This is a genomic window from Kineococcus gurbantunggutensis (assembly GCF_050871925.1).
Taxonomy (GTDB): domain Bacteria; phylum Actinomycetota; class Actinomycetes; order Actinomycetales; family Kineococcaceae; genus Kineococcus.
In genome coordinates this window covers 23306-48066 of sequence record NZ_JBJLSG010000019.1, presented here as the reverse complement: position 1 = coordinate 48066, position 24761 = coordinate 23306, and the positions used below count along the sequence as shown (strand labels likewise).

The following is a 24761-nucleotide window of genomic DNA, read 5'->3' as shown; positions in this document are numbered from 1 at the left end:
GGCGGTCCGCCGCGTCGGCGGCCCGGTGCACAGCAGTCCCAGTACAGGAGGCACGTCCGATGCAGACGGCAGAGATCCGTCGCCGGTGGCTCGACTTCTTCGAGCGCAAGGGTCACACCGTCGTCCCGAGCGCCTCGCTGGTGTCGAGCGACCCGAGCCTCATGTTCACCGTGGCCGGCATGGTGCCGTTCATCCCGTACCTGACCGCCCAGGCGCCCGCGCCGTACAAGCGGGCCACCAGCGTGCAGAAGTGCCTGCGGACCCTCGACATCGAGGAGGTCGGCAAGACCACCCGCCACGGCACGTTCTTCCAGATGAACGGCAACTTCTCCTTCGGCGACTACTTCAAGCGCGAGGCCGTCGCCTTCGCGTGGGAGCTGCTGACCACCCCCGAGGCCGACGGCGGCCTGGGCTTCGACCCGCAGCGGCTGTGGACGACCGTCTACCTCGACGACGACGAGGCCTTCCGGCTGTGGCAGGAGGTCGGCGTGCCCGCCGAGCGCATCCAGCGCCGCGGCAAGGCCGACAACTACTGGAACACCGGCCAGCCCGGCCCTGGTGGCCCGTGCTCGGAGATCTACTTCGACCGCGGCCCCGAGTACGGCGCGGACGGCGGCCCCGAGGCCGACGAGGACCGCTACATCGAGATCTGGAACCTCGTCTTCATGCAGTACCAGCTCTCCGCGGTGCGCTCGAAGACGGACTTCGACGTCGCCGGCGAGCTGCCCGCCAAGAACATCGACACCGGCATGGGCCTGGAGCGCGTGGCGTTCCTCAAGCAGGGCGTCGACAACATGTACGAGATCGACGAGGTCCGCCCCGTCCTGGACCGGGCCGCGGAGCTGTCGGGCAAGCGCTACGGCGCCGTCCACGAGGACGACGTGCGCATGCGCGTGGTCGCCGACCACGTGCGCAGCGCCCTGATGCTCATCGGCGACGGCGTCACCCCCGGCAACGAGGGCGCCGGCTACGTGCTGCGCCGCCTCATCCGCCGCGCGGTGCGCGCGGTGCGCCTGCTGGGCGTGGAGGAGCCGGCGCTGCCGCACCTGCTGCCGGCGTCGATGGAGGTCATGAGCGCCTCCTACCCGGAGCTGCGCACCGGCTTCGAGCGCATCGCCCGCGTCGCGTACGCCGAGGAGGAGGCCTTCCGGCGCACCCTGGTGGCCGGCACCTCGATCTTCGAGGGCGCCGTGGCGCGGACGAAGGCCGCCGGCGGCACCGCGCTGTCGGGCGAGCGCGCGTTCGCGCTGCACGACACCTACGGCTTCCCCATCGACCTGACGCTGGAGATGGCCGCCGAGGCCGGCGTGAGCGTCGACGAGGCCGGCTTCCGCGCGCTGATGGCCGAGCAGGTCGGGCGCGCCAAGGCCGACGCCAGGGCCAAGAAGACCGGCGGGGTGGACCTGACCGCCTACCGCTCCGCCCTGGAGGGCCTGACCGGCCCGGTCGTCTTCACCGGCTACGAGCGCGCCCGCGAGGAGGCCCGCGTCACGGTCCTGCTCCAGGGCGGGGTCAGCACGCCCTCCGCGCCGGCCGGCACCGACGTCGAGGTCGTCCTGGACCGCACCCCCTTCTACGCCGAGGGCGGCGGCCAGCTCGCCGACCACGGCACGATCACCACCGCCTCCGGCGCCGTCGTCGACGTCGTGGACGTCCAGCAGCCCGTCAAGGGCCTGTACGTGCACAAGGGCACCGTGCGCGACGGCGAGCTCGTCGCCGGCGACGCGGCGCACGCCGTCGTGGACGCCACCCGCCGGCGCGCGGTCAGCCGCGCCCACACCGCCACCCACCTCGTGCACCAGGTGGTGCGCGAGCACCTGGGCGACGGCGCCACCCAGGCCGGCTCGGAGAACGCGCCCGGCCGGCTGCGCTTCGACTACTCCTCCACCGCGCAGGTGCCCGCCGACGTCGTGCGCGACATCGAGGGCGTGGTCAACCAGCGCGTCGCCGACGACCTCGAGGTCGAGGCCGCGGTCATGGACCGCCAGGCCGCCCTGGACCTGGGCGCGATGGCCCTGTTCGGGGAGAAGTACGGCGACCGCGTGCGCGTGGTCACCATCGGCGGGGACTGGTCCCGGGAGCTGTGCGGCGGCACGCACACCCTCACCTCCCAGCAGGTCGGGCTGGTCTCCATCGTCTCGGAGGGCTCCATCGGCTCCGGCGCGCGCCGCATCGAGGCGCTGGTCGGCACCGACGCCTACGACTTCCTCTCCCGCGAGCACCTGCTGGTCAGCCGGCTCACCGACGTCGTCAAGGCGCGCCCGGAGGAGCTGCCGGACCGCGTCGGGCAGCTGATGGCGCGCCTGCGCGAGGCGGAGAAGGAGATCGCCAGGCTGCGCGCCGGGCAGGTGCTCGCGCTGGCCCCGCAGCTGGCCTCCGGCGCGCAGGACGTCTTCGGCGTCCGCGTCGTCGCCCACGACGCCGGCGCGGCGAGCGCCGACGACCTGCGCACCCTCGCGCTGGACGTGCGCTCGCGCCTGGGCGACTCCGCGCCGGCGGTCGTCGCCGTCGCCGGCGTCGCCAAGGACCGCCCGGTGGTCGTCGTGGCCACCAACGAGGAGGCCCGTCGCTGGGGCGTGAAGGCCGGTGAGCTGGTGCGCGGCGCGGCCGGGACCCTCGGCGGCGGCGGCGGCGGCAAGGACGACGTGGCGCAGGGCGGCGGGCAGGACCCGGCGAAGGTCGGCCAGGCCCTCGACGGCCTGCGCGAGGCCGTCGGCCGCCGCGTCACCGGCTCCGCCTGAGGCGGGCGCGACCACCGTGCGCCAGGGGGTGCGACTCGCCGTCGACGTGGGCAGCGTCCGCGTCGGCCTCGCCGCGTGCGACCCTGCCGGGGTGATCGCCTCGCCGGTGCGCACGCTCGCGCGCGACCCGGACGCCGACGCCGACGTGGCGCAGGTGGCGCAGGAGGTGCGCGAGCGCGGCGCCGTGGAGGTCGTCGTGGGCCTGCCGCTGTCGATGGACGGCAGCGAGGGGCCGGCGGCCTTGCGCGCCATCGAGCACGCCGCGAAGATCGCCCTGGCCGTCGACCCGGTGCCGGTGCGCCTCGTGGACGAGCGCCTCAGCACCGTCGACGCCCACCGCGCCCTGCACGCCGCGGGCCGGCGGGAGAAGCAGTTCCGCGACGTCGTCGACCAGGCGGCCGCGGTGGTGCTGCTGCAAGCAGCCCTGGACGCCGAGCGCGCCGGCGGCCGAGCGCCCGGCCGGGTGCTGCCGGCCGGCGGGGCACCGGGCCGCGAGAAGCGGCGCAAGCCCAGGCAGGTCAGGACCGCGCGCCCCGCCGGGGCGGACGCGGAGGCGGGCGCCCGCGGGCGTCCCGACGCCACGGAGGGCCGAGAACGGTGATGGACCTGATGGACCTGCCCGGTACCCGCGAGCGCCGCCCCCGGCGGCGCCGCGGGCGGGTGCTGGTCGTGCTGCTCCTCGCGCTCGCCCTCGTCGGCGGCGGCACGGTGGCCGCCTGGGGCACCCTGGCGCCGGTGGTGGCCCGCCTGACCGAGAGCGACGACTTCGAGGGCGCCGGCACCGGCACGGTGGACGTGAAGGTGGAGTCCGGCGACTCCGGCCGCGCCATCGCCCGCACCCTGCAGGGCGCCGGCGTGGTGAAGACCACCGACGCGTTCGTCTCGGCCGCCTCCGCCCAGCCGGGCATGGCGGGCATCCAGCCGGGCACCTACCGGCTGCGCAAGGGCATGTCGGCGGCCTCGGCCGTCTCGCTGCTGCTGGACCCCGCCGCCAAGGTCACCACCCGGCTCACCGTCCCCGAGGGCCTGCGCGTCAGCCAGGTCGTCGCCCTGGTCGGCGAGCAGACCCCCATCGCCGTGGAGGAGCTCGAGGCCGCCCTGAGGGACCCGGCGGCGATCGGCCTGCCGGCCTCCGCCGGCGGCAACGCCGAGGGGTACCTCTTCCCCGCCACCTACGACGTCAACCCCGACGAGACGGCCACCGAGCTGCTGCGCGCGATGGTCCAGCGCACGGGGCAGGCGCTGCGCGAGCTGGGCGTGCCGGCCGAGCGCGAGCACGAGGTCCTGGTGACCGCGAGCATCGCGCAGAAGGAGGCCCGCACCCCCGAGGACATGGCCAAGGTGACGCAGGTGCTGGCCAACCGCATCGCCGACGGCATGAACCTGCAGCTGGACTCCACCGTCAGCTACGGCACCGGCGGCACGACCGTGACCACCACCGCCGAGCAGCGGGCCACCGACACCCCCTGGAACACCTACCTGCACCCGGGCCTGCCGGCGGGGCCGATCAGCAACCCCGGCGAGGACGCGCTGCGCGCCGCCGTGCACCCCGAGCCGGGCCCGTGGATGTTCTTCGTCACCGTGGACCTGGCGACGGGCGAGACCCGCTTCGCGACCACCGGCGCCGAGCACGCCGCCAACGTGGAGCTGTTCCGGCGGTACCTGCGGGAGCACCCGGAGACCCCGTGAGGGCTGCGGTCTGCGGCTCGCCCATCGCCCACTCCCTCTCCCCGGCGCTGCACCGCGCCGCGTACGCGGAGCTGGGCCTGGAGGGCTGGGAGTACGAGGCGCTGGAGGTCGACGAGGAGGGCCTGCCCGCCCTGGTGGCGTCCCTGGACGCCGGCTGGGCCGGGCTGAGCCTGACCATGCCGCTCAAGCGCGCGGTGCTGCCGCTGGTCGACGAGGTCGACGCCTTCGCCCGCGCGGTCGGCGCCGTCAACACCGTCGTGGTCACCCCCCGCCACGGCGGCCCCGGCGACGGCGGCCCCGGCGACGGCGGCCCCCGCGGCGCCCCCGGCCGCGCCGGGGTGCGCCTGCGCGCGGAGAACACCGACGTGCACGGCGTCCTGGCCGCGCTCGCCGGGGCGGGCGCGGAGCGGGTGGGCAGCGGTGCCGTCGTCGGCGGCGGGGCGACGGCCCGCTCGGCGCTGGTGGCGCTGCTGCGCGCGGGCTGCCCGCGCCCGGTGGCCGTCGTGCGCAGCCCCGAGCGCGCCGCGCAGCTGCGCACCGTCGCCGAGCGCGTGGGCGGGCGGGTGGACGTGCGCGACTGGTCGCAGCTGCCCGCGGTCGCCGACGCGGACGTCGTGGTCTCCACCGTCCCGGCCGACGCCTCCGAGGCGGTGGCCGGCGTGCTCACCGGCGCGCGCCCGCTGCTGCTGGACGTGGTCTACGCGCCCTGGCCCACCCCGCTGGCGCGCGCCTGGGGCGGCCCGGTCCTGGGCGGCTTCGAGATGCTGCTGCACCAGGCCGCGGCGCAGGTGGAGCTGATGACCGGCCGCAGCGCCCCGCTGGCGGCGATGCGCGAGGCGGGGCTGGCGGTGCTGCGCTCGCGTCAGCCGCGGTAGGTCGGGTCCGGCACCGCCGGGGCGGCCCCCATGGGGTCGTGCGGGTCCTCCTCGGCGTCCACGTCGCCCACGCAGAACTGCTGCATCATGTCGTGGTCCTCGTGCGGCAGGTTGTGGCAGTGGACCATGTAGCGGCCCTGGCGCCGCTCCCACGCCGGGGCGCCCGGGTCGGGGCTGCCGAACCGGATGAGCAGCTGCACCGTCTCGTTCTCCCCGACGTACACGACGTCCTTGGGGCCGCGCTCCTGCGGCTGGACCGTGCCGCTGCCGCCGGTGCGGCCGATGACCTTGAAGTCGACCAGGTGCACGTGCAGCGGGTGGAACCAGCCCCCGGAGCTGTTCTGGATCGTCCACACCTGCGTCTCGCCCACCGCGGGGTTCGCCACGACGTCGCGGTAGCGGGACTCCTCCACGTCCACCCACGTCTTGCCGTTGATCTGCCACTCGCCGTTGCTGCGCTCCACGCGCAGGTTGACCTTCTTCTCGCTGCCGGTGGGCTGCAGGGTCATCACCGGGTTGCCGGGCGCCAGCTCCAGGCCGTCGTAGTTGCGGTTGTAGCTGCCGTTCTCGTCCGGCTGCACGGGGTCGCCGACCACCTCGAACTGCATCACCTTGCCGGTGTGGTCGTAGTCGACGTTGTTCGGGTTCGACAGGTTCTGCAGCTCGACCCTGGTCCCCACGGGGACCTTCGAGAAGTCGACGACGACCTCGTAGCGCTCGGAGCCGGCGTGCCGGAAGGAGCTGAGCGCGACGCCCTTGGGCATCAGCCCGCCGTCGGTGGCCACGACCTGCAGCGGCAGGCCGTTGCTCAGCCTCCAGCGGTACGAGCGGGCGATGGAGGCCACCAGGATGCGGAAGCGGTAGGTGCGCCGCTTGACCTTCATCACCGGCCAGGCCACGCCGTTGACGAGGACGACGTCGCCCCACAGGCCCGAGTGGCTGGAGTCGTCGTAGGCCAGCGAGCCGTTGGCGTTGAACATCGCGTCGGTGACGGTCAGCGGCACGTCGAACTCGCCCTGCGGCAGCAGCGCCCGCTCCGTGGCGTCGCTGAGGTGGTACTGCGCGGCCAGCCCGCCGTAGGCGTTCTGCGCCGTCCAGTGCAGCCCGTGGTCGTGGTACCAGAGGGTGCGCGCGGCCTGGGAGTTGGGGTACTCGTACGTCTTGAACTGCCCGACCCGGGTGAGGTCGGAGGCGTAGCCGTCGTGCTCGGGCAGGCTGGCCGAGCCGTGCAGGTGCGTGGAGATCGCGAACTCGCCGCCCCAGGGGCCGGCGGTGGGCAGGTGGTTGCGCACGCGCAGCTTGACCGGCTGGCCCTGCTCGACCTTGATGAGCGGGCCGGGCACCTGCCCGTTGTAGGCGTGCACCGGGGTCGTCAGGCCCGGGCAGATCTGCGCGCTGCCGCGGCGGGCGGTGACCTCGTACAGCGGCTGCCCGTCCTCGGTGCCCACCGGCTGCAGCAGGGGCTGGCGCACGAACGCGCTGGCGTAGCGGCGCGGGAAGTTGCGGTCCGCCAGGCGGCTGACGCTCTTGGCCTGCGTGCCTCCCCCCAGGGGGACCGTCAGGCCGGCCGCGCCCAGCAGCGACAGGCCGCCCAGGGCGAGGGCGTTGCGGCGGGAGATCGACATGGGGGTCCTCCTGGACCGGGTCGTCGCGGTGCGGGGTCCTCTCGGCGGTGTCGCCGTGGGAGCAGCGTGCCCGCGGACCGCGACGGGAGCGTGAAACGCCCGGTGCGGGTGCGGGTGCGGTTGCGGTGGTGCGGGGTGCTCAGGGGCGGTCGACGCGGGCGCCGACGAGGTCCGCCAGGGCGCCCAGGGTCCAGGTCCCGCGCACCGGCCGGAAACCGGGGGCCTGGAAGTACGACGTGGGGTCCAGCGCGAGGATGCCCAGGACCGTCTCGGCGACGATGCGCCCGCCGACCGCGCCCAGGCGGGTGCCGCCGCTCTGCAGCTCGGCCTCCTTCAGGACGTAGAACCACAGCGGCGCCTCGTCGCGCCAGGCGGGGTCGGTGAGCCCGAGCCGGGCGTTGCTCAGCGGCGCCAGCCCCATGGCCCGGGCCACGGCCTGCCCGCTGGGCAGGCCGTAGCGCACGCCGCGCTGGAGGTTGCGCACCACCAGGCTGCTGGGCCCGCTGGCCGCGACGCTGCCGGGCAGGTCGTGCAGGGGCATCGCCACGCGGGTGTCGAAGCGGCGGGTGACGTTGCGGTCGTCCGGGGCGCTGACGCCGGGGACCTCCGCGAAGTAGTTCCAGTCCACCTGCGCCCACGCCGGCAGCGGGCGCCCGCCGCGCAGGTCGCGCCCGTCGGAGGCGAAGATCGGCACGATCGAGCCCTGGTGGACCTCGTACTCCGAGCGCACCATGCTGTGCCCGAAGCGGTACGCGGCTCCGGAGTACTCCACCGGCACCATGGGCTTGGACTTGTTCCTGGGCTTGTAGAACGTGCCGGTGGAGGTGGTGCCCTTCTTCGTCGTCGTCAGCAGCGAGCGCACCAGGTCCGGGTCGACCAGGCGGGGCAGGAAGTCCTCGACGATGAGGTGCTGGTAGTGCCAGCGGGTCTGCTGCCGGGCGGCGGCGTGGTCCAGGCCGGCGTCGACGAAGTGGTTGTGCAGCTTCAGGAACAGCAGGTGCACCTGGGCGACGAGGAGGTTCTCGTCGTTGCGCGGGTCGCCGATCAGCGCGGTGCCGGCCGCGTCGCGCGGCAGGTCCTCGACCTCGCCGCCGCCGAGGAGCATCCGGCCGGGCCGGGCCGGGTCGTACAGCTGCGGGTCCAGCGCCGGGCCGCGCCCGTACACCGAGCGCAGGTCGAACCAGGGGCTGTCGAAGTTCTTCGTCGCCCTGGGGTCCTGGGCCTGCTCGCTCAGCGGCGTGGTGTCCCGCGTCATGTCGTGGTCGACGAACTGCCCGAAGAACGTGTACCCCGAGGGCACCGCGGGGTTGTCCTGCTCGTCGGTGGTGCTGGGGTCGGTGCCGGGCACGCGCAGGTCGGTCATGGTGCGGGCCAGGTCCCCCAGCAGGGCGTCGGAGGGGGCGAAGGCCGGCGCCTTGGGGAACATCAGCCCGAAGCGGGCCTGCGCCTGCCGGTTGTCCAGCGCGATGTCCAGCCCCCGCAGCGCGCTGCCGTGCCGGCCGGCGCCGGCTCCGGCGGACGCTGCGGTGGGCGCGGCGGCGGACGCCCCCGAGAAGGGGCACCCGCCGCCGAGCGCGGCACCGGCGGCGGCACCGGCGAGCACCGCCCGCCGCGAGGGCAGCGGCCCCGCGCCCCGCGCCGCCCGAGCGCCCTGCGCGGACTGCGCGGTCTGCGTGGCCCGCGCCTCCACCGTTCCCCGCCGCTGCTGCACCGTGCTGTTCACGACCCGCTCCTCCCCAGGGGCACCGCCCGGGCGGTGCGTCGACGCGCCCAGCACACGGCAGGCGCATCACGGCGGCGTGAAACGCCCGGGTCAGCGGGGGGTGACCGCCGAGGTGGCCGAACCGCCGCGGCTGGACTGCGCCAGGACGCTGGTGATCTGGGTCGTCGGGCCGGGCTTGACCCGGTACGTCCAGGCGCCCAGCGTGTCGACGTTCACGGTGGCCAGGAACCTCGGCGTGGCGCCGCTGGTGTCGTAGAGGTTGACCTGGGTGGCCGGGGACAGCGTCCGCGCGGCCCCGCCGAACAGCGCCGTGCCGTCCAGGCGCAGCTCCGTGCCCGCGCGGTGGCGCGCACCGGTGACGGCCACGGCGTCCACGTCGGGGACGACGCTGACCGTGGCGGTGCTGGGCTCGGTGCCCTGGGCGCCGGTGACGGTGACCTCGAAGACCGCCGGGGCGTTGTCGATGGCCGCCGGCGCCGCGGCGTTCGCCTTGACCGCCAGCGGCAGCGTCACCGTCGGCTTGGCGGTGGTGCCCCCGTTGAGCGTGGCCGCCGGCCCGCCCACCTGCTTCCAGGAGTACGAGACCGCGCCGGTGGAGGCGCTGGCGTCCAGCGCGGTGCTCGCCCCGCGCACGACGCTCGCGGTGGCCGAGGCGACCTTGGCGACCGGTCCCTGGACGGCCGGCGGGGTGCCGGGGTCGGGGGTCACGGTGCCGCCGGTGCTGGTGGAGGTCTCGCCGCCCGGGTCCGGGTCCGTCGGTCCGGCCGGGGTCGGCGGCAGCGGCCTGGTCAGCTCCCCGCCGGTGACGACGACCGGTGCGGTGGCCGAGGAGCCGCCCCTGGTGACGGTGACGACGGCCGGCGGGGCGAGCACGGGGAAGGTCGCGGTGGTGCCGGAGGTCAGCGTGCCCAGCCCGGCCACGGTGAGCTCCCCGCCGCCCTTGGCGGTGGCGGCCACGGTGAGCACGGACCCGTCGTACTCGGCCCGGCTGACGGTGACGTCGCGGACCACGACGTCCACGGTGCTGGTGCTGGCCGGCTTGTCGGAGATGTTGCGCACCTGCACCGACGTCGGCCTGGTGCCCGTGAAGGGAATGCGGGCGTAGAAGCGCTGCGAGCCGGGGTCGTCGACCATGCCGGTGGTGGGGAACCCGCCCTGCCCGACGACCTCCAGCGCGGAGCCGGCGGAGGTGGCGAAGACGTCCAGGTAGCCGTCGGCGTCGACCACGGCGGCGTCGGCGCGCACGCCGGTGTTGGTGGAGATGCGCCCCTGCACCGTGAACAGGTCGGTCTGGGCGGCCGCCGCGGCGGCGTCCGTCTGCCCCGGCCACGTGACGCTGATCCTGGTGCCGTTCAGCCCGCCGGTGACGGTGGTCGCCACGTCGGGGTTGCCGACGTACTTCGCCCCGTCCGGGCCGGTGACCGGGCCGTCGGCGTCGACGAGGAAGGGGCCGACGTTGCTCTTCAGCGCCAGGTCGAACTGCCCCGGGGCGGCGGTGATGTCCTCCACGATGCGCCCGGCGCCGGTGGCGTCGGTGTCGATCTGCGCCTCGCCGTAGGGGTGCTTGACGGTGACGGTGGTGCTGCGCGGGCCGCCCTTGAGGACCAGGCGCACGCGGCCGAAGACGAGCTGGTCGCCGGTCTGCACGGCGTTGGCGAACGCGGCCTCCAGGCCGGTGGTGTAGGTCAGCGTGCCGCCGCCGGGCAGGTTCAGCGAGGAGCCCGCGAGGAAGTAGAACGCCTCCTCGGGGAAGTTCTCGGGGAAGACCACGGGGGCCTCGGGGTCCGGGACGTCGCCGGGCAGGAACCCGCAGAACGGGTTCGTGGCGTCCAGGCACAGCTCCAGGCGGGTCCCCTTGGAGTCCTGGTACCAGGCGGGGAAGCCGGTGGTGGTGTCGACCGCGCCGCGCGCGACCAGCTTGTCCGGGTTCGTCGCGGTCACGCCGGTGGCGGCCCAGACGGTGCCCGCGCCGGCGACCGGCAGGACGAGCGCGGTCAGCAGGGCCGCGGTGCGGCGGGTGCCGAGCCGGGCGCGGCGGCCGCGGCGCGATCGCTCGCGGCGGTGCGCTCCGGCCGGCCGGGGGGCGGTGGTGCGGTGGTGCACGGTCACGACGTCCTCCTGCGGGTCCACGGTTGCCGGCCGCCACGTCGCGGCCACCCCGACCTTCGCCCGCCGGTGTCACGCCGCCGTCAAACGCGCCCCGCGCCCGCGCCCGACGCGCGCCGCGCTCACGAGGACCAGGGCGTGCGCAGGTGCAGCACGACCCGCCCCGCGACGGCCGCGGCGGGCACCGGGCCGTAGGCGCGCGAGTCCACGGAGTACCGGCGGTTGTCGCCGAGCACGAGCAGGTGCCCGGCGGGCACCTCGACCGGGCCGTAGTAGAGCCCGTCGACGAGGGAGGCGTCCACGCCCGGCTCGGCCACCGCGCGCCCGTCCACGAACAGCACCGCGTCGCGGACCTCCACGCGCCGCCCGGCGGTGGCCACGACCCGCTTGACGGTGCGGGCGCCGTCGACGGGGTCGCGGAAGACCACCAGGTCGCGCTCGCGGGGGGCCGCGGTGCGCGCGACGAGGAGCACGTCGCCGGGGCGCAGGGTCGGGGACATGCTCTCGCCGGTCACGAGCTCGGTGTCCAGCACCTGCCAGCGCAGCAGCGCCACGAGCGCGGCGACGACCGCCAGGGCGAGCACCGCCCGCGGCGGCCGGCGCGGTCGGCGCGGCGCGCCGGTGCGAGGGCGAGCGGGGCGCGGGGGAGCGGTGCGGGTGCCGGGCGGGGTCCTAGCGCTCACGGCGAGGGGGTGCGGCCCAGGGCGACCGCCAGCGCCACGGCCACCACCATGAGCAGCAGCTCCGCGGTGCCCAGCCGCGCGAAGGCGCCCCGGGAGCCGGCCAGCACCTGCGGCACGCTCCAGCGGCGGTGCGCGGCGCCGGCCGCGGCCAGCACCAGCACCGCCGCGGTCTTCAGCAGCACCAGCCGCCCCCAGGACGTCGAGGTCAGCGCGCCGGCCGAGCCCAGCGAGACCGCGGCGCTGACGGCGCCGGAGAGCACCACGGCGCTGAAGCAGACCAGCGCTACGCGGCTGTAGCGCGGCAGCGCGTGCGCCAGGTGCGGGCCCGGCGCGCGGCGCAGCAGCACCAGCGCCAGCAGCCCGCCGGTCCAGGTGGCCGCGCCCAGCACGTGCACGGCCAGCGCCGCCGCGGCCAGGCGCGGGGCCTGGGCGTGCACCACGTGACCGGTCAGGGCCTGCGGCAGCAGGGCCAGGCCGGCGGCGAGCAGCAGCGCCCACCCGGCGGTGTGCGAGCGCACCGCGCGCACGCCCAGCGCGACGACGCCGGCCAGGGCGGTGCACTCCAGCAGCGCCCGCACGGGCTCCACGGCCCACCACGCCTGCCAGGTCCCCGGCGCGGCCAGGGCGGCCAGCGCACCGGGCACCGTCGTGCCGGCGACCGTGGCGGCGGTCAGCACGCTCGCCGCGGCCGCGCTCGCCGCCCACGCCAGCGCCCAGGGCCGGCAGCGCCGCAGCACGGCGGCGGCCGCGGGCGACAGGGCCGCGTCCGGGTTCGGCAGCAGCGCCACGGCGCACAGCAGCAGCCCCGCGGTCGCCGCGGAGGTGGCGCGCAGCGCGAGCTGGGCCAGCGGCAGCCCCCAGCGCACCGCGGCCCCGCCGTCGCCCAGGGCGCCGTGGCGCGCGCCCTCCACCCCGCCGCCCAGCGCCAGCGCCAGGACGAGCACCCCGGGGCCCAGCAGCAGCGCGGCGGCCGCGGCGGTGCGCGCCGCGGCGCCGGGCGCGAGAGCCCCCGCGCGGCCGGCGCGCTGCTGCCGGGCCCCGGTGCGCGCCCCCGCGGCCGCGGCGCCGGCCGCGGCCGTCCCCTCCGGGGCGGGCGGGGCGGTGCCCACCTGCGTGCGAGCTGCCACCGGGAACCCCCCTGTCCCGCGGCCGGGTGCCGCGCCGCCCGACAGCGCACCGCCCGTGCGTGAAACACCCGTGAAAACCGCGCGTCCCCCGTCCGGGGGCCGCGCCCGTCCCGGTCCCTGACACGTCCGCCGTCCCCCCTCGACGCGCTGGTCACCGTGCGCTATATCGATCGCAGGACGTGGTGCAACGTGGTGCCCGGGCACCTCTCGACCGCGCCCCGGGGACCGCGGGCCGGTCGCCGGGGGGTGGTCGTGACGGGGTCGTGACGGGGGTGGCGCGGTGGGGGGCGTGAGCGCGGCGGGTGTGGTCTCCGCACCGCGCGTGGAGGTCCGCGTGCTGGCCCCGCTGCAGGTGCGCCGCGCCGACGGAACGCGCGTGCGCGACCGCGAGTGGCGCACCAGCAAGACCGCCGACCTGGTGCGCTGGCTGGCGGTGCGCGCCGGCGACCCCGTCCCCGCGGACGTGCTCGTGGAGCAGCTGTGGCCCTCGGTGGACCCCGTCCGGGGCCGGGCGAGCCTGCGCACCGCGGTCGCCCATGTGCGCCGGGTGCTCGGCGGCGACTGCGTCGAGCGCCGCCTGGACGGGCTGGTCCTGCGCGACGCGTGGGTGGACGCGGTCGCCTTCACCCGCCTGGTCGCCGAGGTGCGGCACCTGGTCGCCGCCGGCGACGACGCCCACGCCGTCACCACCGCCCGCGAGGCGCTGGGCCTGCACCTGCAGCCCCTGCGCGCCTCCGACGACGAGGCCGCCTGGGTGCGGCACGAGCGCGAGGTCGTCGCCCGGGCGCACGACGAGCTGCTCGTCACCGCCGCGGAGGCCGCCGTCCGGCTGGGCTGGATGGCCGACGCGGTGGAGCTGGCCGGCCGCGCGGTGCAGCTGGACCCGCTGGAGGAGCGCGCCGCGCGCGCCCTGGCCGCGGGCTGGGCGGGGCTGGGGGAGACCGACCGCGCGCTGCGCGAGCTGGAGCGCTGCCGCCGCGACGTCGCCGAGAGCACCGGCGCCGACCTGTCCGCGCAGACGCGGGCGCTGCACCTGCAGATCCTCAACGGGGCCGCGCCCCCCGACCGGGCGGTGGTCCCCTTCACCGGCCGGCGCCCGGAGCTGGGCTGGCTCACCGACCTGCTGGCCGGGCAGCGGCGGGCGCAGCTGGTCGTCCTGAGCGGGCCCCCGGGCAGCGGGCGCCGGCGGCTGGTGAGCGAGGCCAGCTCCGGCCGGCGCGTCGTGACCGCCACCGCCCCGCCGGACGGCGCCCCCCTGGACCTGGTCCGCACCCTCGCCGGCGCGCGCGGCGGCGGCCGGGCCGAGCCCGTCGTCGTCGTGCCCCCGGGGGTCGAGGTGGACGCCGGCAGCGTCGGGGCGCTGCTGGACGGCGAGGGGCCGCCGGGCGCGGGCGGCGCCGTGGTGCTGCTCGAGGACGTCCGGGCCCCGGCCGCCCCCGGCGTCGGCGTGCGGCCCCCGCGCGTGGCCGGCCCGCGCGGGGCGGAGCTGCACCACCTGCCGCTGGGACCGCTGAGCGAGGAGGAGAGCGCCGAGCTGGCCGCCGGCGTCCTGGCCGGCGAGCCCGCGCCGTCGCTGACCGCCCGGCTGCAGGAGGAGTCCGGCGGGCTGCCCGGCCCCCTGGTGGCCGCCGCTACCGAGTGGGTGCGCGGCGGGCGGGTCGTCGCCACCACCGAGGGCCTGGCCCTGGCCCCGGCGCCCGGGGCCGCCCCCGCCGGCGACGACGCCGGCGTCCTGCTCAACCGCGCCGTCACCGAGCTGAGCGACGACGAGCTGGAGGTGCTGAGCCTGGCGGCGTTCCTCGACGGGCCGGTGACGCCCGCGGTGCTGCAGCCGCTGCTGACGGGCACCGACGGCACCGCGGTCGCGGCCGCGCGCGCCCTGGCGCACCTGGTCGACCTCTCGATGCTGCGCGCCGGGGCCGCCGGGTTCACCTGGCGGCACCCGCTGGTGCGCGACGCCGTGCGCGCCTGGGTGCGCCCGATGGTGCGCGTGGCCCTGCACCGGCGCATCGCCGGGGGAGCGGTCATCCCCGCCGAGCAGCGCGTGGAGCACTGGCTCGCCGCCGGGGAGCGCGCCCTGGCCTGCGGCGCGGCCCTGGAGGCGGCCACGGCGGCCACCACCCGCGGCGACTACGGCACCGCCCGCGCCGCGCTGCGGCGGGTGACCTCCCTGGGCGGCCTGGAGGGTGCCGCGCCGGTGGACGTGGTGGAGCTGTGCGAGCGCCTGGGCGACGCGTGCGCCCTGCTGCGCCGGCCCGATGAGGCCCGCGCCGCGTGGCAGGACGCCCTGCGCGCCGCCCTCGAGCACGGCGTGCCCGGCGCCGAGCGCCTGCGCGCGAAGGTCGTCGACCTCGAGGCGCGGGACTGGCTGGAGACCGGGCCGTCCTTCGACGGGCCGGCCGCCCTGGACGAGGGCACCAGCGTGGCGGCCGAGGTGACCCGCCGGGCCGGCGTGGGCCCGCTCGCCCCGGCCGACGAGGACACCGCCCGGCGCCTGGCCGCCGTCCTGGAGGCGGCCGACCGCGCCGGCGACACGGCGGTGGCGGTGGAGGCCCGCCTGCTGCTGTCGGGGGTCGTGCACCTGCCGCGCCGGGAGTTCCGCACCGCCCGGCGCCTGGCCACGGAGGCGGTCTCGCACAGCGTCGAGCCGCTCGTGCGCGCGCGGGCGCTGCTGCACGAGCACTTCGCCGACGCCCTGCTGGGCGGGGGCGCCCACGTGCGCGAGGAGCTCGCCGAGGCCGACGAGCTCGCCGGGCGCGCCGGCGACGAGCGGGTCGCGCGCAGCGCGCTGAACCTGCGCCTGGCGGTGGCGCACGACCTCGCGCTGCCGGAGCTGGAGGCCCTGCGCGAGCGCGCCGAGGAGCTGCTGGCCCGCGACCGCTCCCGCGGCGAGGGCACCAGCGGGCTGCTGGGCGTGGCGGCGCGGGTGCTGCTGGAGCGCGGCGCGGTGGAGCGGGTCGAGCGGCTGCTGGCCGAGCACCCGGTGGAGCTGGAGGCCGGCCACGGGGCGGTGCAGCTCGCCCAGCTCGCCACCGCCGCCGTGCTGCGCGCCCGCGGCGAGAGCGCCGCCGCCCAGCGCGTGCTGCAGGAGCTGCTGGCGGCCTCCGAGGCGTCCCGGTGCGTGCTGGTGGTGCCGGAGGCGGCCGCCAAGCTCGTGCTGCTGCTCGCCGACCGGGACCTGCCGGCGGCGGCGGCGGCCTTCGACCGCTGCGACCGCGCGCTGGGGGAGGCCACCGGCATGCCGCGCGAGGCGGTGCTGCGGCTGCTGGCCCGGGCGGCGGTGCGCCACGCCGCCGGGGAGGAGGCCCGCGCCGACGACGCGCGGCGCGACGCCGCCGCGACCGCGCGGGCGGCGGGGCTGGTGCACCTGCCGTCGGGGGTGTGGGTGGGCGCCGCCCGGCGCGCGCGCTGACCCCCTCGTCGTCCCCTCGTCGCTCCCTCGTCGCTCCCTCGTCGCCCCCTCGCTGCCCCCTCGTCGTCCCCTCGTGTCACCCCCACGGCCCCCTCAAGGCGCCGCCCCGCCGGGCCGATCACTACCCCGGGGCGTCGAGGGGCGGTGCCCCCGTGCGTCCCGCGGGGCGCGACGGAGGGAGCGAGATGAACGACGCGGGTGCCGCCGGCCGGCCCACCGACCCGTACGTGCCGGTCAACCTGCGGCCCGACGACGGGACCGTCGCCCCGCGCCGCGACGTCAGCGCGCTGCTGGCCAAGCTCACCGGTGCTGCGCCCACCGCCGACGTGCCCGCGCCCCGACCGGCCTCCCCGGCCCCGCCCGTCGCCGCCGCCCCCCTCGCGCCCGTCGCCGTCGCCCCCCCGGCGCCCGCGGCCGCCGCTCCCGCAGCCCGCCCCGCGACGCCCGGCCTGGCCGACGAGCTGGTGCGCCCCGCCGTGCCGCTGCTGGCCCCGGACCCGCAGCAGGCGCCGGCGGGCGAGGCGCCGCCCGCCCCCGGCGGCCCGGACGGGACCGCACCGGCGCTGAAGGTCAACGACGTCCTCATCGCCGGGCTGCAGGCCGGCGCCTCCGACATCCACCTCACCACCGGCGCCGTGCCCACCGTGCGCCTGTCCGGCGAGCTGACGCCGCTGGAGGGCTTCCCCAAGCTCACCCCGCCGGTGCTGCAGCAGGCCGTCTACGCGATCCTCACGCAGAAGCAGCGCGAGCAGTTCGAGGCGGCCCTGGAGCTGGACTTCGCCTACCAGGTGCCCGGGCACTCCCGCTTCCGCGTCAACGTCTACCGCCAGCGCGAGTCGATCGGCGCGGCGTTCCGGCGCATCCCCTACGAGATCAAGCCGCTGGAGGACCTCGGCGTCCCGCCGGTCGTGGGTTCCTTCGCGGGCCTGCAGCGCGGTTTCGTGCTCGTCACCGGGCCCACCGGCTCGGGCAAGTCCACCACCCTGGCCTCGATCGTCGACCTGGCGAACCGCACCCGCAAGGACCACATCATGACCGTGGAGGACCCGATCGAGTTCCTCCACCGCCACAAGGGCTGCCTGGTCAACCAGCGCGAGGTGGGGGAGGACACCAAGTCCTTCGCCAACGCCCTCAAGCACGTCCTGCGCCAGGACCCCGACATCATCCTCGTCGGCGAGATGCGCGACCTGGAGACCATCTCGGTGGCGCTGACCGCCGCCGAGACCGGCCACCTCGTCTTCGGCACCCTGCACACCCAGGACGCCGCGCAGACCATCGACCGCGTCATCGACGTCTTCCCCCCGCACCAGCAGCAGCAGATCCGCGTCCAGCTCGCCGGCGCCCTGCAGGGCGTGGTGTGCCAGACGCTGTGCAAGCGCGCCGACGGCCAGGGCCGCGTGGTGGCCACCGAGGTCCTCGTCGCCACCCCGGCGATCCGCAACCTCATCCGCGAGGGCAAGACCCACCAGATCGGCTCGGCGATGCAGGCCGGCGCGCAGTTCGGCATGCACACCCTCGACCAGCACCTCGCCGAGCTGGTGCGCACCCGCCAGATCACGTTCGAGCACGGCCTGGAGAAGTGCCACGCCGCCGACGAGTTCCGCCGCCTGACCGGCCGGTTCTGAGAGAGGACCCCAGATGGCCACCGCCACCAAGGCGCCCGCGAAGGCCGCGAGGGGCGCCAAGCCCGGGCAGCGGACGTTCGAGTACGCCGCCCGCGACCGCTCCGGCAAGCTCGTCAAGGGCACCCTGGAGGCCCCCGACCAGCAGTCCGTCGTCGGCCGCCTGCAGAGCCAGGGCCTGGCCCCCGTCTCCGTCACGCAGTCGAAGGCCGGGCAGGGCCTGCAGATGGAGATCAGCCTGCCCGGCTCCAACCGGGTCAAGCTGAAGGACCTGGCGCTGATGTCGCGCCAGTTCGCCACGATGGTCTCCTCCGGCCTGACGCTGCTCAGGGCGCTGTCCATCCTCGCGGAGCAGACGGAGAGCAAGAAGCTCGCCGAGACGCTGCAGGAGGTGCGCGCCGAGGTCGAGAGCGGCACCTCGCTGTCCACCGCGCTGGCCCGGTACCCGCAGGTCTTCCCCCCGCTGATGATCAACATGATCCGTGCCGGCGAGGTCGGCGGCTTCCTGGACCAGGTGCTGCTGCAGCTCGCGGAGAACTTCGAGTCCGAGGTCAAGCTGCGCGCGAAGGTGAAGTCGGCGATGACCTACCCGGTCGTCGTCTTCGTCATCGCCATCCTCGCCGTGGTCGGCATGCTGCTCTTCATCGTGCCGATCTTCGCGAAGATGTTCAGCGACATGGGCGGAGAGCTGCCGCTGCCCACGAAGATCCTCGTCGCGCTCTCGCACGGCTTGACCTTCGCCGGTCCTGGCCTGGTGGTCCTGGCGATCGTCCTGCCGGTGGTGTGGCGCAAGGTGAAGGACAAGCCGCGGGTCCGCAACGCCGTCGACCCGCTGAAGCTCAAGGTGCCGATCTTCGGCTTGCTGGTGCAGAAGATCGCCCTGAGCCGCTTCACCCGCAACCTGGGCACCATGCTGCGCTCGGGAGTGCCGATCCTGCAGAGCCTGGAGATCGTCGGCAACGCCAGCGGCAACGTGGTCATCGAGCGGGCGTCGATGGACGTCATGGAGAGCGTGCGCTCGGGCAAGTCGCTGGCCGCACCGCTGGCCGAGCACGCGGTCTTCCCCGCGATGGTCGTGCAGATGATGAGCGTCGGCGAGGACACCGGCGCGCTGGACTCGATGCTGCACAAGATCTCCGACTTCTACGACCAGGAGGTCGAGGCCACCACGGAGGCCCTGACCAGCCTGATCGAGCCGCTCATGATCGCTTTCCTCGGCGGCATCATCGGCGCGATGATCGTCGCGATGTACATGCCGATCTTCGGCGTGTTCAACCTCATCCAGTGATCCCCGACCGGCGCGACGACCGGCTCGACGAGGGGTTCACCCTCGTCGAGCTGCTCGTCGTCGTGGTGGTCCTCGCGGTCCTGGCCGCCGTCGCCGTGCCGGTGACGCTGGAGCACCGGCGCAAGGCGGCGGACGCGGGCGTCAAGACGGACCTGCGTGCGCTCGCCGAGGCCCAGGAGACCCACTACACGGACCACGAGACCTACCTGGCCGTCCCGGTGTCCTCGGCACCCGTGGTCATCGACCGCATCGACCTGTCGCCGGGCAACACCGTCTCCGTGACGCTCAACGCGCACGGCACGGCGTACTGCGTCACAGGGACCAACCTCCGCGCCTCCCACCCCTGGGTCTACCTCAGCTCCGCCGGCGGTCAGCAGCCGGCGTCGGTGACGTCCTGCCCCGCCTCGTTCTGAGCGCACCACCCCGACGGCCCGTGAGCTGGGTGCTCACGGGCCGTCGCCGTTCCCGGCAGGCCACTTGGCCCGTCCGGGTGAGCGGGTGAAGTCACCGCTCAAGGAGGCGTGGTGGACGGCCGAAGGACTGGGTACAAGAGCCGCCACACCGGATGCCCGGTGCGCGACCCGCGAGCGGCTCCGGTACTCACTGAAGGGGAGCGTCGAATGCTCGCTCGCATCCGCAAGTCGATGGAGGAGAAGGACCAGGGCTTCACCCTGATCGAGCTCCTCGTCGTCATGATCATCATCGGCATCCTGGCCGCCATCGCGATCCCGGTCTTCCTGAACCAGCGCAAGAAGGCCGTGGACTCGTCCATCAAGTCGGACCTGAAGACGATCGCCACCGCCCTGGAGACCAACTACACCGACTCGGGCACCTACACCGCCCCGACCGGCACCGCGCCGAACCTGAAGGTCGGCAGCGACGACGTGAAGGTCACCTCCGGCAACTCTTACACGGTCACCACCACCACCAACGGGTTCTGCATCGTGGGCTCCAACACGGACAAGGCCAGCCACGCCTGGGTCTACGACAGCACCAAGGGTGGCCAGCAGGCCGCCACCGTCACGGCCTGCTGACGTTGAGCAGCTGAGAACGCGACACCGCCGAGGAGGTGGGTGACCCCCCGGGATCACCCACCTCCTCGCACGTCCAGACCCGTCCCCGGACAGGAGCCCGCCATGCGCCAGCCCGAGCCGCACCCCGGCCGACGAGGAGCCGACGAGGGGTTCACGCTCGTCGAGGTCGTCGTCTCGATGCTCGTCTTCGCGGTCCTGTCCTCCGCGGTGCTGGCGCTGACCGTCAAGACCCTGCAGACCACGGACCTCGCGAGCGAGAAGCAGGTCGCCGCGAACCTCGCCGAGACGAAGAAGGAGTACCTGCTCGGCGCGGAGTGGGACCGGGTGAAGTCCGGTGCCGACGTCGTCGACGCCTCCGGCGCCCCCGTCGCGGCCGGTTCCACCGGGGTGGCCTACACGGTCACCACGAAGGTGACGCTCGTCCCCAGCACCGACAGCGCGTGCGCCTCCAACGGCGCGGACCTGACCCGCAAGAAGGTCGACGTCTCCGTCACCTGGCCGGGCATGCGCCCGCAGGACCTCGTCAGCAACGAGACGTTCCGCCGCGTCTACCAGAGCGACGCCGCGAGCAGCCCCGGCTCTCTCGGCTGGCAGGTCGACAAGCCCGTGCGCGGCAGCGGTGGGTCGTGGACGTACACCGGCGCCGCCGGCGTCAAGGGCACGCTCTACCGCGGCACCGCGGTGGTCGCCACGGCCGTCAGCGACGCCGACGGCTGCATGGTCTTCTCCGGCCTCGACAACGCCGAGTACCAGGCCGTCGTCGACGTGCCCGGGTACCTCGGGCAGGACAACGTGCAGCAGCAGAGGCGCAGCGGCACGGTCACCGCCGGCCGCATGACCGTCGTGGAACCCCTGCGCTACGCCGCCGCCGGGCAGGTCCAGCTGCAGCACCAGCCCGTCTCGGCGCAGTACCCCGCACCGGCCTCCCTGGGCAACTGGTCCGGGTTCGGGGCGGTGCTCTACGCGGACGCGGTCAGCGGCTACGACGAGCGTCCGTTGTGCACCGCGGTGCAGAACCCGCTGACGACCCCGTGCCTGGGCGCCGACGGCGCCGTCGGCCTGCTCTACCCCGCCAAGACGTACGCCGTGTACGTCGGCGCCTGCGCGGACACCAAGGCCACCACCACCGAGCCCACCCCGTCGACCGCGGCCCCGGCGACGGCCGTGCCCGTCAAGCTCGGAGCCGTGCAGTACAGCGTGGCGAAGGGGACCTCCGTCGGTGCGCTGAAGGTCACCGCCGAGCACGCGACCCACGACTCCTGCACCGGGCACACCGTCGACCTGGGCACCGCCACGGTCGGCACCACCTACCGGGTGGGGCTGCCGCTGGGGACGTGGACGCTGCGCGTGACCGACACCTCCACCGGGGCGTCGGCCACCACCACGACCACCGCGACCCCCACCGCGCCCACGACCACCACGACCCTGACGGCGAAGAAGTGATGCGTACCTGGATCCGCGCCCGCGGCGGCGCTACCGCCGGCGACGAGGGCCTGACCCTGGCCGAGACCGTCGTCAGCATGGCGATCGGGTCCCTGCTGCTCGCGCTCGTCGGGGCCTTCACCGTCAACCAGGTCCGCGCCCTGGACTACGCCGACGAGCGCGCCACGGCCACGACGCAGATGGCCAATGCGCAGGACCTCGTCGGCAAGCTGGCCCGGACCATGGCCATCAAGACGGCCGACCCGGTGGGCGACGTCCCGCTGGTGACCGCCGGTGGTGCCCGCATTGCCGGCCCGGTGGCGGCCGGGCCGGAAACTCTGGGGTTCTACACGTACCTCAACGTCCCGAACCCGACGCAGCCGCCCGCGGCGGGGGCGCTGCCCGAGGTGCGCGAAGTGTGGCTGTGGGTGCGCACCACCTCCACCGGGGCGCGCCAGCTGTGCGAGCAGACGCGGTTGCGGGCGCGGCAGGCGACGAACACGAAGCAGCTGGCGGCGGTGACGCCCGACCTGTCAAACCCGGCGAACCGCACCTGCCACCTGCTCGTGGACCGCCTCGCACCGGCCGACGCGGCGCAGCCGCTGTTCACCTACCTGCGCGCCAGCTACGACCCGCTGTCGGGCACGCCCACGGCGGCGGACGTCGTGGCGAACCCGGTCACCGCGGACCCCGACGACTTCCGAGCCCTGCAGGTGCACCTGCGGGTCCAAGGCGGGACCGGGAACCGCCCCGTGGTCCTGGAGAGCACCTCCATCACCCAGTTGATGAACAAGATCGGACGGAGGGCCGGCAATGCTGCGTAGGATCCGCAGGAACGACGACGCCGGGTTCACCATGCTGGCCGTGCTGGCCAGCATGGTGCTCATCATGGGCCTGGTGCTCGTGGGCATCGGCTACGCGGTCGCTGCGCACCGCTCCGCGCGCACGTCCCAGGACGCCAAGAGCGCGCTGTCTGCGGCGCAGGCGGGCCTGCAGGACTTCATCCACCGCCTGAACGCCTGCGAGGACTACTACGCCTACCCGAACCAGTCCTGCGTGAGCACGACTCCGAACCCGGCGATCCGCACCGCGCCGGCCGACACCAACGTCGCCGTCGTCCCGGGCACCGGCGGCGTCGAGCAGGCCGTCTACTCCCAGCGCGTCCTCGTCAGGCCCACCGACCTCAACAGCTCCGGCAAAGTGCGCGTCGAGGTCGTCGGGCAGGTCGTCAACAAGGACACCCAGCAGGTGCGCGAGACCGAGAAGCTCGTGGCGGACCTCGGCCGCGACGGCTTCCTGCGGTTCCTCTACTTCACCGACTACGAGACCTTCAGCCCGGCGAACACCCGTCTGCTGAGGACCCCCTTCACCGTCAAGCCGACCAGCAGCATCACGGTGCGCGACTACCGCACCGGCGCCACCCACACCCTGTCCGCCAACGTGACGTACACGGTCGCCCAGCCCACCCTCGACCAGGTGACCGCCGGCTGCGCGCGCTACTACTACAATGCGGACAACACGGTCCCCAACCGCGCCAACTTCCCCCGCACCATCACCGGGGCCGGCCTGCCGGCCGCAGGGGTGCAGTACTGGCCCGGCAGCACCTCCAGCGCCGGTGCCATCGGCAACTACCAGTGCCTGACGATCAACTTCAGCGGTACCGACACCTTCGACGGCCCGGTGCACACCAACGACGCGATGAGCATCAGCGGCCCCGTCACCTTCAAGGACGACGTGACCACCGGGTGGAAGCCCACCTCGGGCACTCCGTGGTACGGCACGGGCACGCCGTCCGGCGCGGGCAACAAGCCGGTCGGCGCCGGCCGCAAGGACCTGCCCTCCACCACCGACAAGCAGGCCGAGATCGCGGCCAAGAACGGGTGCGTGTACACCGGTCCTACTTCGATCGTCTTCCTCGCCAACGGGTCCATGAAGGTGCGCAGTCCTGCCACCAGGGGGGGCGATGTCAACACCGGCTGCGCCAACGTGGCCGGCAGCACCCTCATGAGCGACGAGCAGACCGTCAAGGGCCCCGCCAACGGCGTGGTCTACGTCAAGAAGAGCACCGCCGCCTCCGGCACCTGCCTCAGCTTCCAGAGCAACCCCCTGGACGTCACCAACTACGACAACGCGGGCTGCACGCGCGGTGACGCCTTCGTCCAGGGCACGGTGTCGGGCCGCTTCACCGTCGCAGCCGAGCACGATGTCATCGTCACCGACGACGTCCTCTACAGGGGTGGGACCGCAGGCACCGACGCTCTGGGTCTGATCGGGACCAACAACGTCGCCGTGTGGCACCCGGTCAACGCCGGGGGGCAGAACATCAATACCCCCGCGGACCTAGAGATCGACGCCGCGATCGCCTCCACGACGAACAGCTTCACCGTCCTCAACCACGACAAGGGCCTCAAGCTGGGTACCCTCACGATCCGCGGTGTCATCATCCAGCGCTACCGCGGTCCGGTCGCCACCGGCAGCGGCGTCGCCACGAGTACCGGCTACTCCAAGAACTACCTGTTCGACGACCGCCTCGAGGGCACCCCGCCACCGGCCTTCATCGAACCGAAGAACGACTCGTGGGACATCAAGTCCACGTCGATCCAGCAGTGAGCGCCCTGCTCACGGCCCTCGCCGGGCTGGTCGGCCTGGCGGTCGGCTCGTTCCTCAACGTCGTCGTCCACCGGGTGCCGCGGGGGGAGTCTGTCGTGGCCCCGCCCAGCGCGTGCCCCGGCTGCGGCAGCGGCATCCGGGCCCGCGACAACGTGCCCGTGCTGTCCTGGGTGCTCCTGCACGGCCGGTGCCGCGACTGCTCGGCGCCCATCAGCGCCCGGTACCCCGCGGTGGAACTGCTCACCGGTGCGCTCTTCGCAGCGGTGGCGGCTCTCGTCGGTGCCTCGTGGGCACTGCCGGCCTACCTGTACCTGGCGGCCGTCGCGGTCGCGCTGTCCTTCATCGACCTCGACGTGCACCGGCTGCCCGACGTCATCGTGCTGCCCTCGTACGCCGTCGCGGCCGTGCTCCTGCTGCTGGCGAGCTGGGGCACCGGTGACTGGACCGCCGCTGGCCGCGCGCTCGCGGGCGGAACGGCGCTGTACCTGCTGTACCTGGTGACGTTCCTCGTCAAACCGGGGGGCATGGGCTACGGCGACGTCAAGCTGTCCGGCGTCCTCGGCGCGTACCTGGGGTGGTGGGGCTGGGACGCCCTCGCCGTCGGTGCGTTCGCGGCCTTCCTCATCGGCGGAGCCGTCGCGCTCCTCGTCGTGCTGCTCGGCCGCGGTGGCCGGGGCACGCGCATCCCGTTCGGACCCTCCATGCTGGCCGGCGCGCTGGCCGCGCTGTTCGTCGCCGCACCCGTCGCGCACTGGTACCTCGGCGTCGTGGGCCTGGCTCCGTCCGCGTGACGGTGCAGCACGC

18 protein-coding genes are annotated in these 24761 nt (G+C 75.0%); 13 read left to right on the top strand and 5 right to left on the bottom strand.

Annotated features, from left to right (window positions below):
* Positions 1 to 59 precede the first annotated feature (59 nt).
* Genes alaS through ACRYR7_RS05590 form a run of 4 tightly spaced genes read left to right on the top strand, consistent with a single transcriptional unit; the run spans position 60 to position 5305 of the window.
* Positions 60 to 2741, top strand: coding sequence for an alanine--tRNA ligase (gene alaS / locus ACRYR7_RS05605; protein ID WP_432571087.1), 2682 nt, complete (start codon positions 60 to 62; stop codon positions 2739 to 2741).
* A gap of 16 nt (positions 2742 to 2757) precedes the next feature.
* Positions 2758 to 3342, top strand: coding sequence for a Holliday junction resolvase RuvX (ruvX, locus tag ACRYR7_RS05600; RefSeq protein WP_432571086.1), 585 nt, complete (start codon positions 2758 to 2760; stop codon positions 3340 to 3342).
* Positions 3342 to 4430: an endolytic transglycosylase MltG gene (mltG, locus tag ACRYR7_RS05595; protein WP_432571085.1), complete on the top strand. Its 1089-nt coding sequence runs from the start codon at positions 3342 to 3344 to the stop codon at positions 4428 to 4430. Before ruvX ends, mltG begins: the two co-directional genes overlap by 1 nt.
* Positions 4427 to 5305 (top strand): shikimate dehydrogenase, encoded by an 879-nt coding sequence (locus ACRYR7_RS05590; protein ID WP_432571084.1) that lies wholly within the window; start codon positions 4427 to 4429, stop codon positions 5303 to 5305. The genes mltG and ACRYR7_RS05590 overlap by 4 nt, the downstream gene beginning before the upstream one ends.
* Here the strand turns inward: ACRYR7_RS05590 and ACRYR7_RS05585 are convergent.
* From ACRYR7_RS05585 to ACRYR7_RS05565, 5 genes are all read right to left on the bottom strand, one after another.
* Entirely contained in the window at positions 5293 to 6930 is a 1638-nt protein-coding gene (locus ACRYR7_RS05585) for a multicopper oxidase family protein (RefSeq protein ID WP_432571083.1), read from the bottom strand. The genes ACRYR7_RS05590 and ACRYR7_RS05585 overlap by 13 nt on opposite strands.
* Before the next feature lie 139 nt (positions 6931 to 7069).
* Positions 7070 to 8653, bottom strand: a complete 1584-nt coding sequence (locus ACRYR7_RS05580) for a peroxidase family protein (protein ID WP_432571082.1) — start codon at positions 8651 to 8653, stop codon at positions 7070 to 7072.
* A 90-nt stretch (positions 8654 to 8743) separates the two neighbouring features.
* Positions 8744 to 10762 (bottom strand): hypothetical protein, encoded by a 2019-nt coding sequence (locus tag ACRYR7_RS05575; RefSeq protein WP_432571081.1) that lies wholly within the window; start codon positions 10760 to 10762, stop codon positions 8744 to 8746.
* A gap of 119 nt (positions 10763 to 10881) precedes the next feature.
* Entirely contained in the window at positions 10882 to 11442 is a 561-nt protein-coding gene (gene lepB / locus ACRYR7_RS05570; protein WP_432571080.1) for a signal peptidase I, read from the bottom strand.
* A complete protein-coding gene (locus tag ACRYR7_RS05565; RefSeq protein WP_432571079.1) occupies positions 11439 to 12569 on the bottom strand; it encodes a CopD family protein in 1131 nt (376 codons plus the stop codon). The genes lepB and ACRYR7_RS05565 overlap by 4 nt, the downstream gene beginning before the upstream one ends.
* A 289-nt stretch (positions 12570 to 12858) precedes the next feature.
* On the opposite strand from ACRYR7_RS05565, the gene ACRYR7_RS05560 reads away from it, so the two are divergent.
* From ACRYR7_RS05560 to ACRYR7_RS05520, 9 genes are all read left to right on the top strand, one after another.
* Positions 12859 to 15981, top strand: a complete 3123-nt coding sequence (locus tag ACRYR7_RS05560) for a BTAD domain-containing putative transcriptional regulator (RefSeq protein WP_432571078.1) — start codon at positions 12859 to 12861, stop codon at positions 15979 to 15981.
* A gap of 185 nt (positions 15982 to 16166) precedes the next feature.
* Positions 16167 to 17606, top strand: coding sequence for a type IV pilus twitching motility protein PilT (locus tag ACRYR7_RS05555; RefSeq protein WP_432571077.1), 1440 nt, complete (start codon positions 16167 to 16169; stop codon positions 17604 to 17606).
* A gap of 13 nt (positions 17607 to 17619) precedes the next feature.
* Entirely contained in the window at positions 17620 to 18891 is a 1272-nt protein-coding gene (locus ACRYR7_RS05550) for a type II secretion system F family protein (RefSeq protein WP_432571076.1), read from the top strand.
* Entirely contained in the window at positions 18888 to 19304 is a 417-nt protein-coding gene (locus ACRYR7_RS05545; protein ID WP_432571075.1) for a prepilin-type N-terminal cleavage/methylation domain-containing protein, read from the top strand. The genes ACRYR7_RS05550 and ACRYR7_RS05545 overlap by 4 nt, the downstream gene beginning before the upstream one ends.
* 207 nt (positions 19305 to 19511) lie before the next feature.
* Positions 19512 to 19925: a type IV pilin protein gene (locus ACRYR7_RS05540; RefSeq protein WP_432571074.1), complete on the top strand. Its 414-nt coding sequence runs from the start codon at positions 19512 to 19514 to the stop codon at positions 19923 to 19925.
* Between the two features lie 102 nt (positions 19926 to 20027).
* On the top strand, positions 20028 to 21368 hold the full coding sequence (locus tag ACRYR7_RS05535) for a prepilin-type N-terminal cleavage/methylation domain-containing protein (protein ID WP_432571073.1): 1341 nt from the start codon (positions 20028 to 20030) through the stop codon (positions 21366 to 21368).
* Positions 21368 to 22171, top strand: a complete 804-nt coding sequence (locus tag ACRYR7_RS05530; RefSeq protein ID WP_432571072.1) for a PulJ/GspJ family protein — start codon at positions 21368 to 21370, stop codon at positions 22169 to 22171. Before ACRYR7_RS05535 ends, ACRYR7_RS05530 begins: the two co-directional genes overlap by 1 nt.
* Positions 22161 to 23957 (top strand): type IV pilus modification PilV family protein, encoded by a 1797-nt coding sequence (locus ACRYR7_RS05525; RefSeq protein ID WP_432571071.1) that lies wholly within the window; start codon positions 22161 to 22163, stop codon positions 23955 to 23957. Before ACRYR7_RS05530 ends, ACRYR7_RS05525 begins: the two co-directional genes overlap by 11 nt.
* The gene (locus tag ACRYR7_RS05520) at positions 23954 to 24748 is read left to right on the top strand and encodes a prepilin peptidase (RefSeq protein ID WP_432571070.1); all 795 of its coding nucleotides are present in this window, start codon (positions 23954 to 23956) and stop codon (positions 24746 to 24748) included. The genes ACRYR7_RS05525 and ACRYR7_RS05520 overlap by 4 nt, the downstream gene beginning before the upstream one ends.
* The last annotated feature ends 13 nt before the right edge of the window (positions 24749 to 24761 follow it).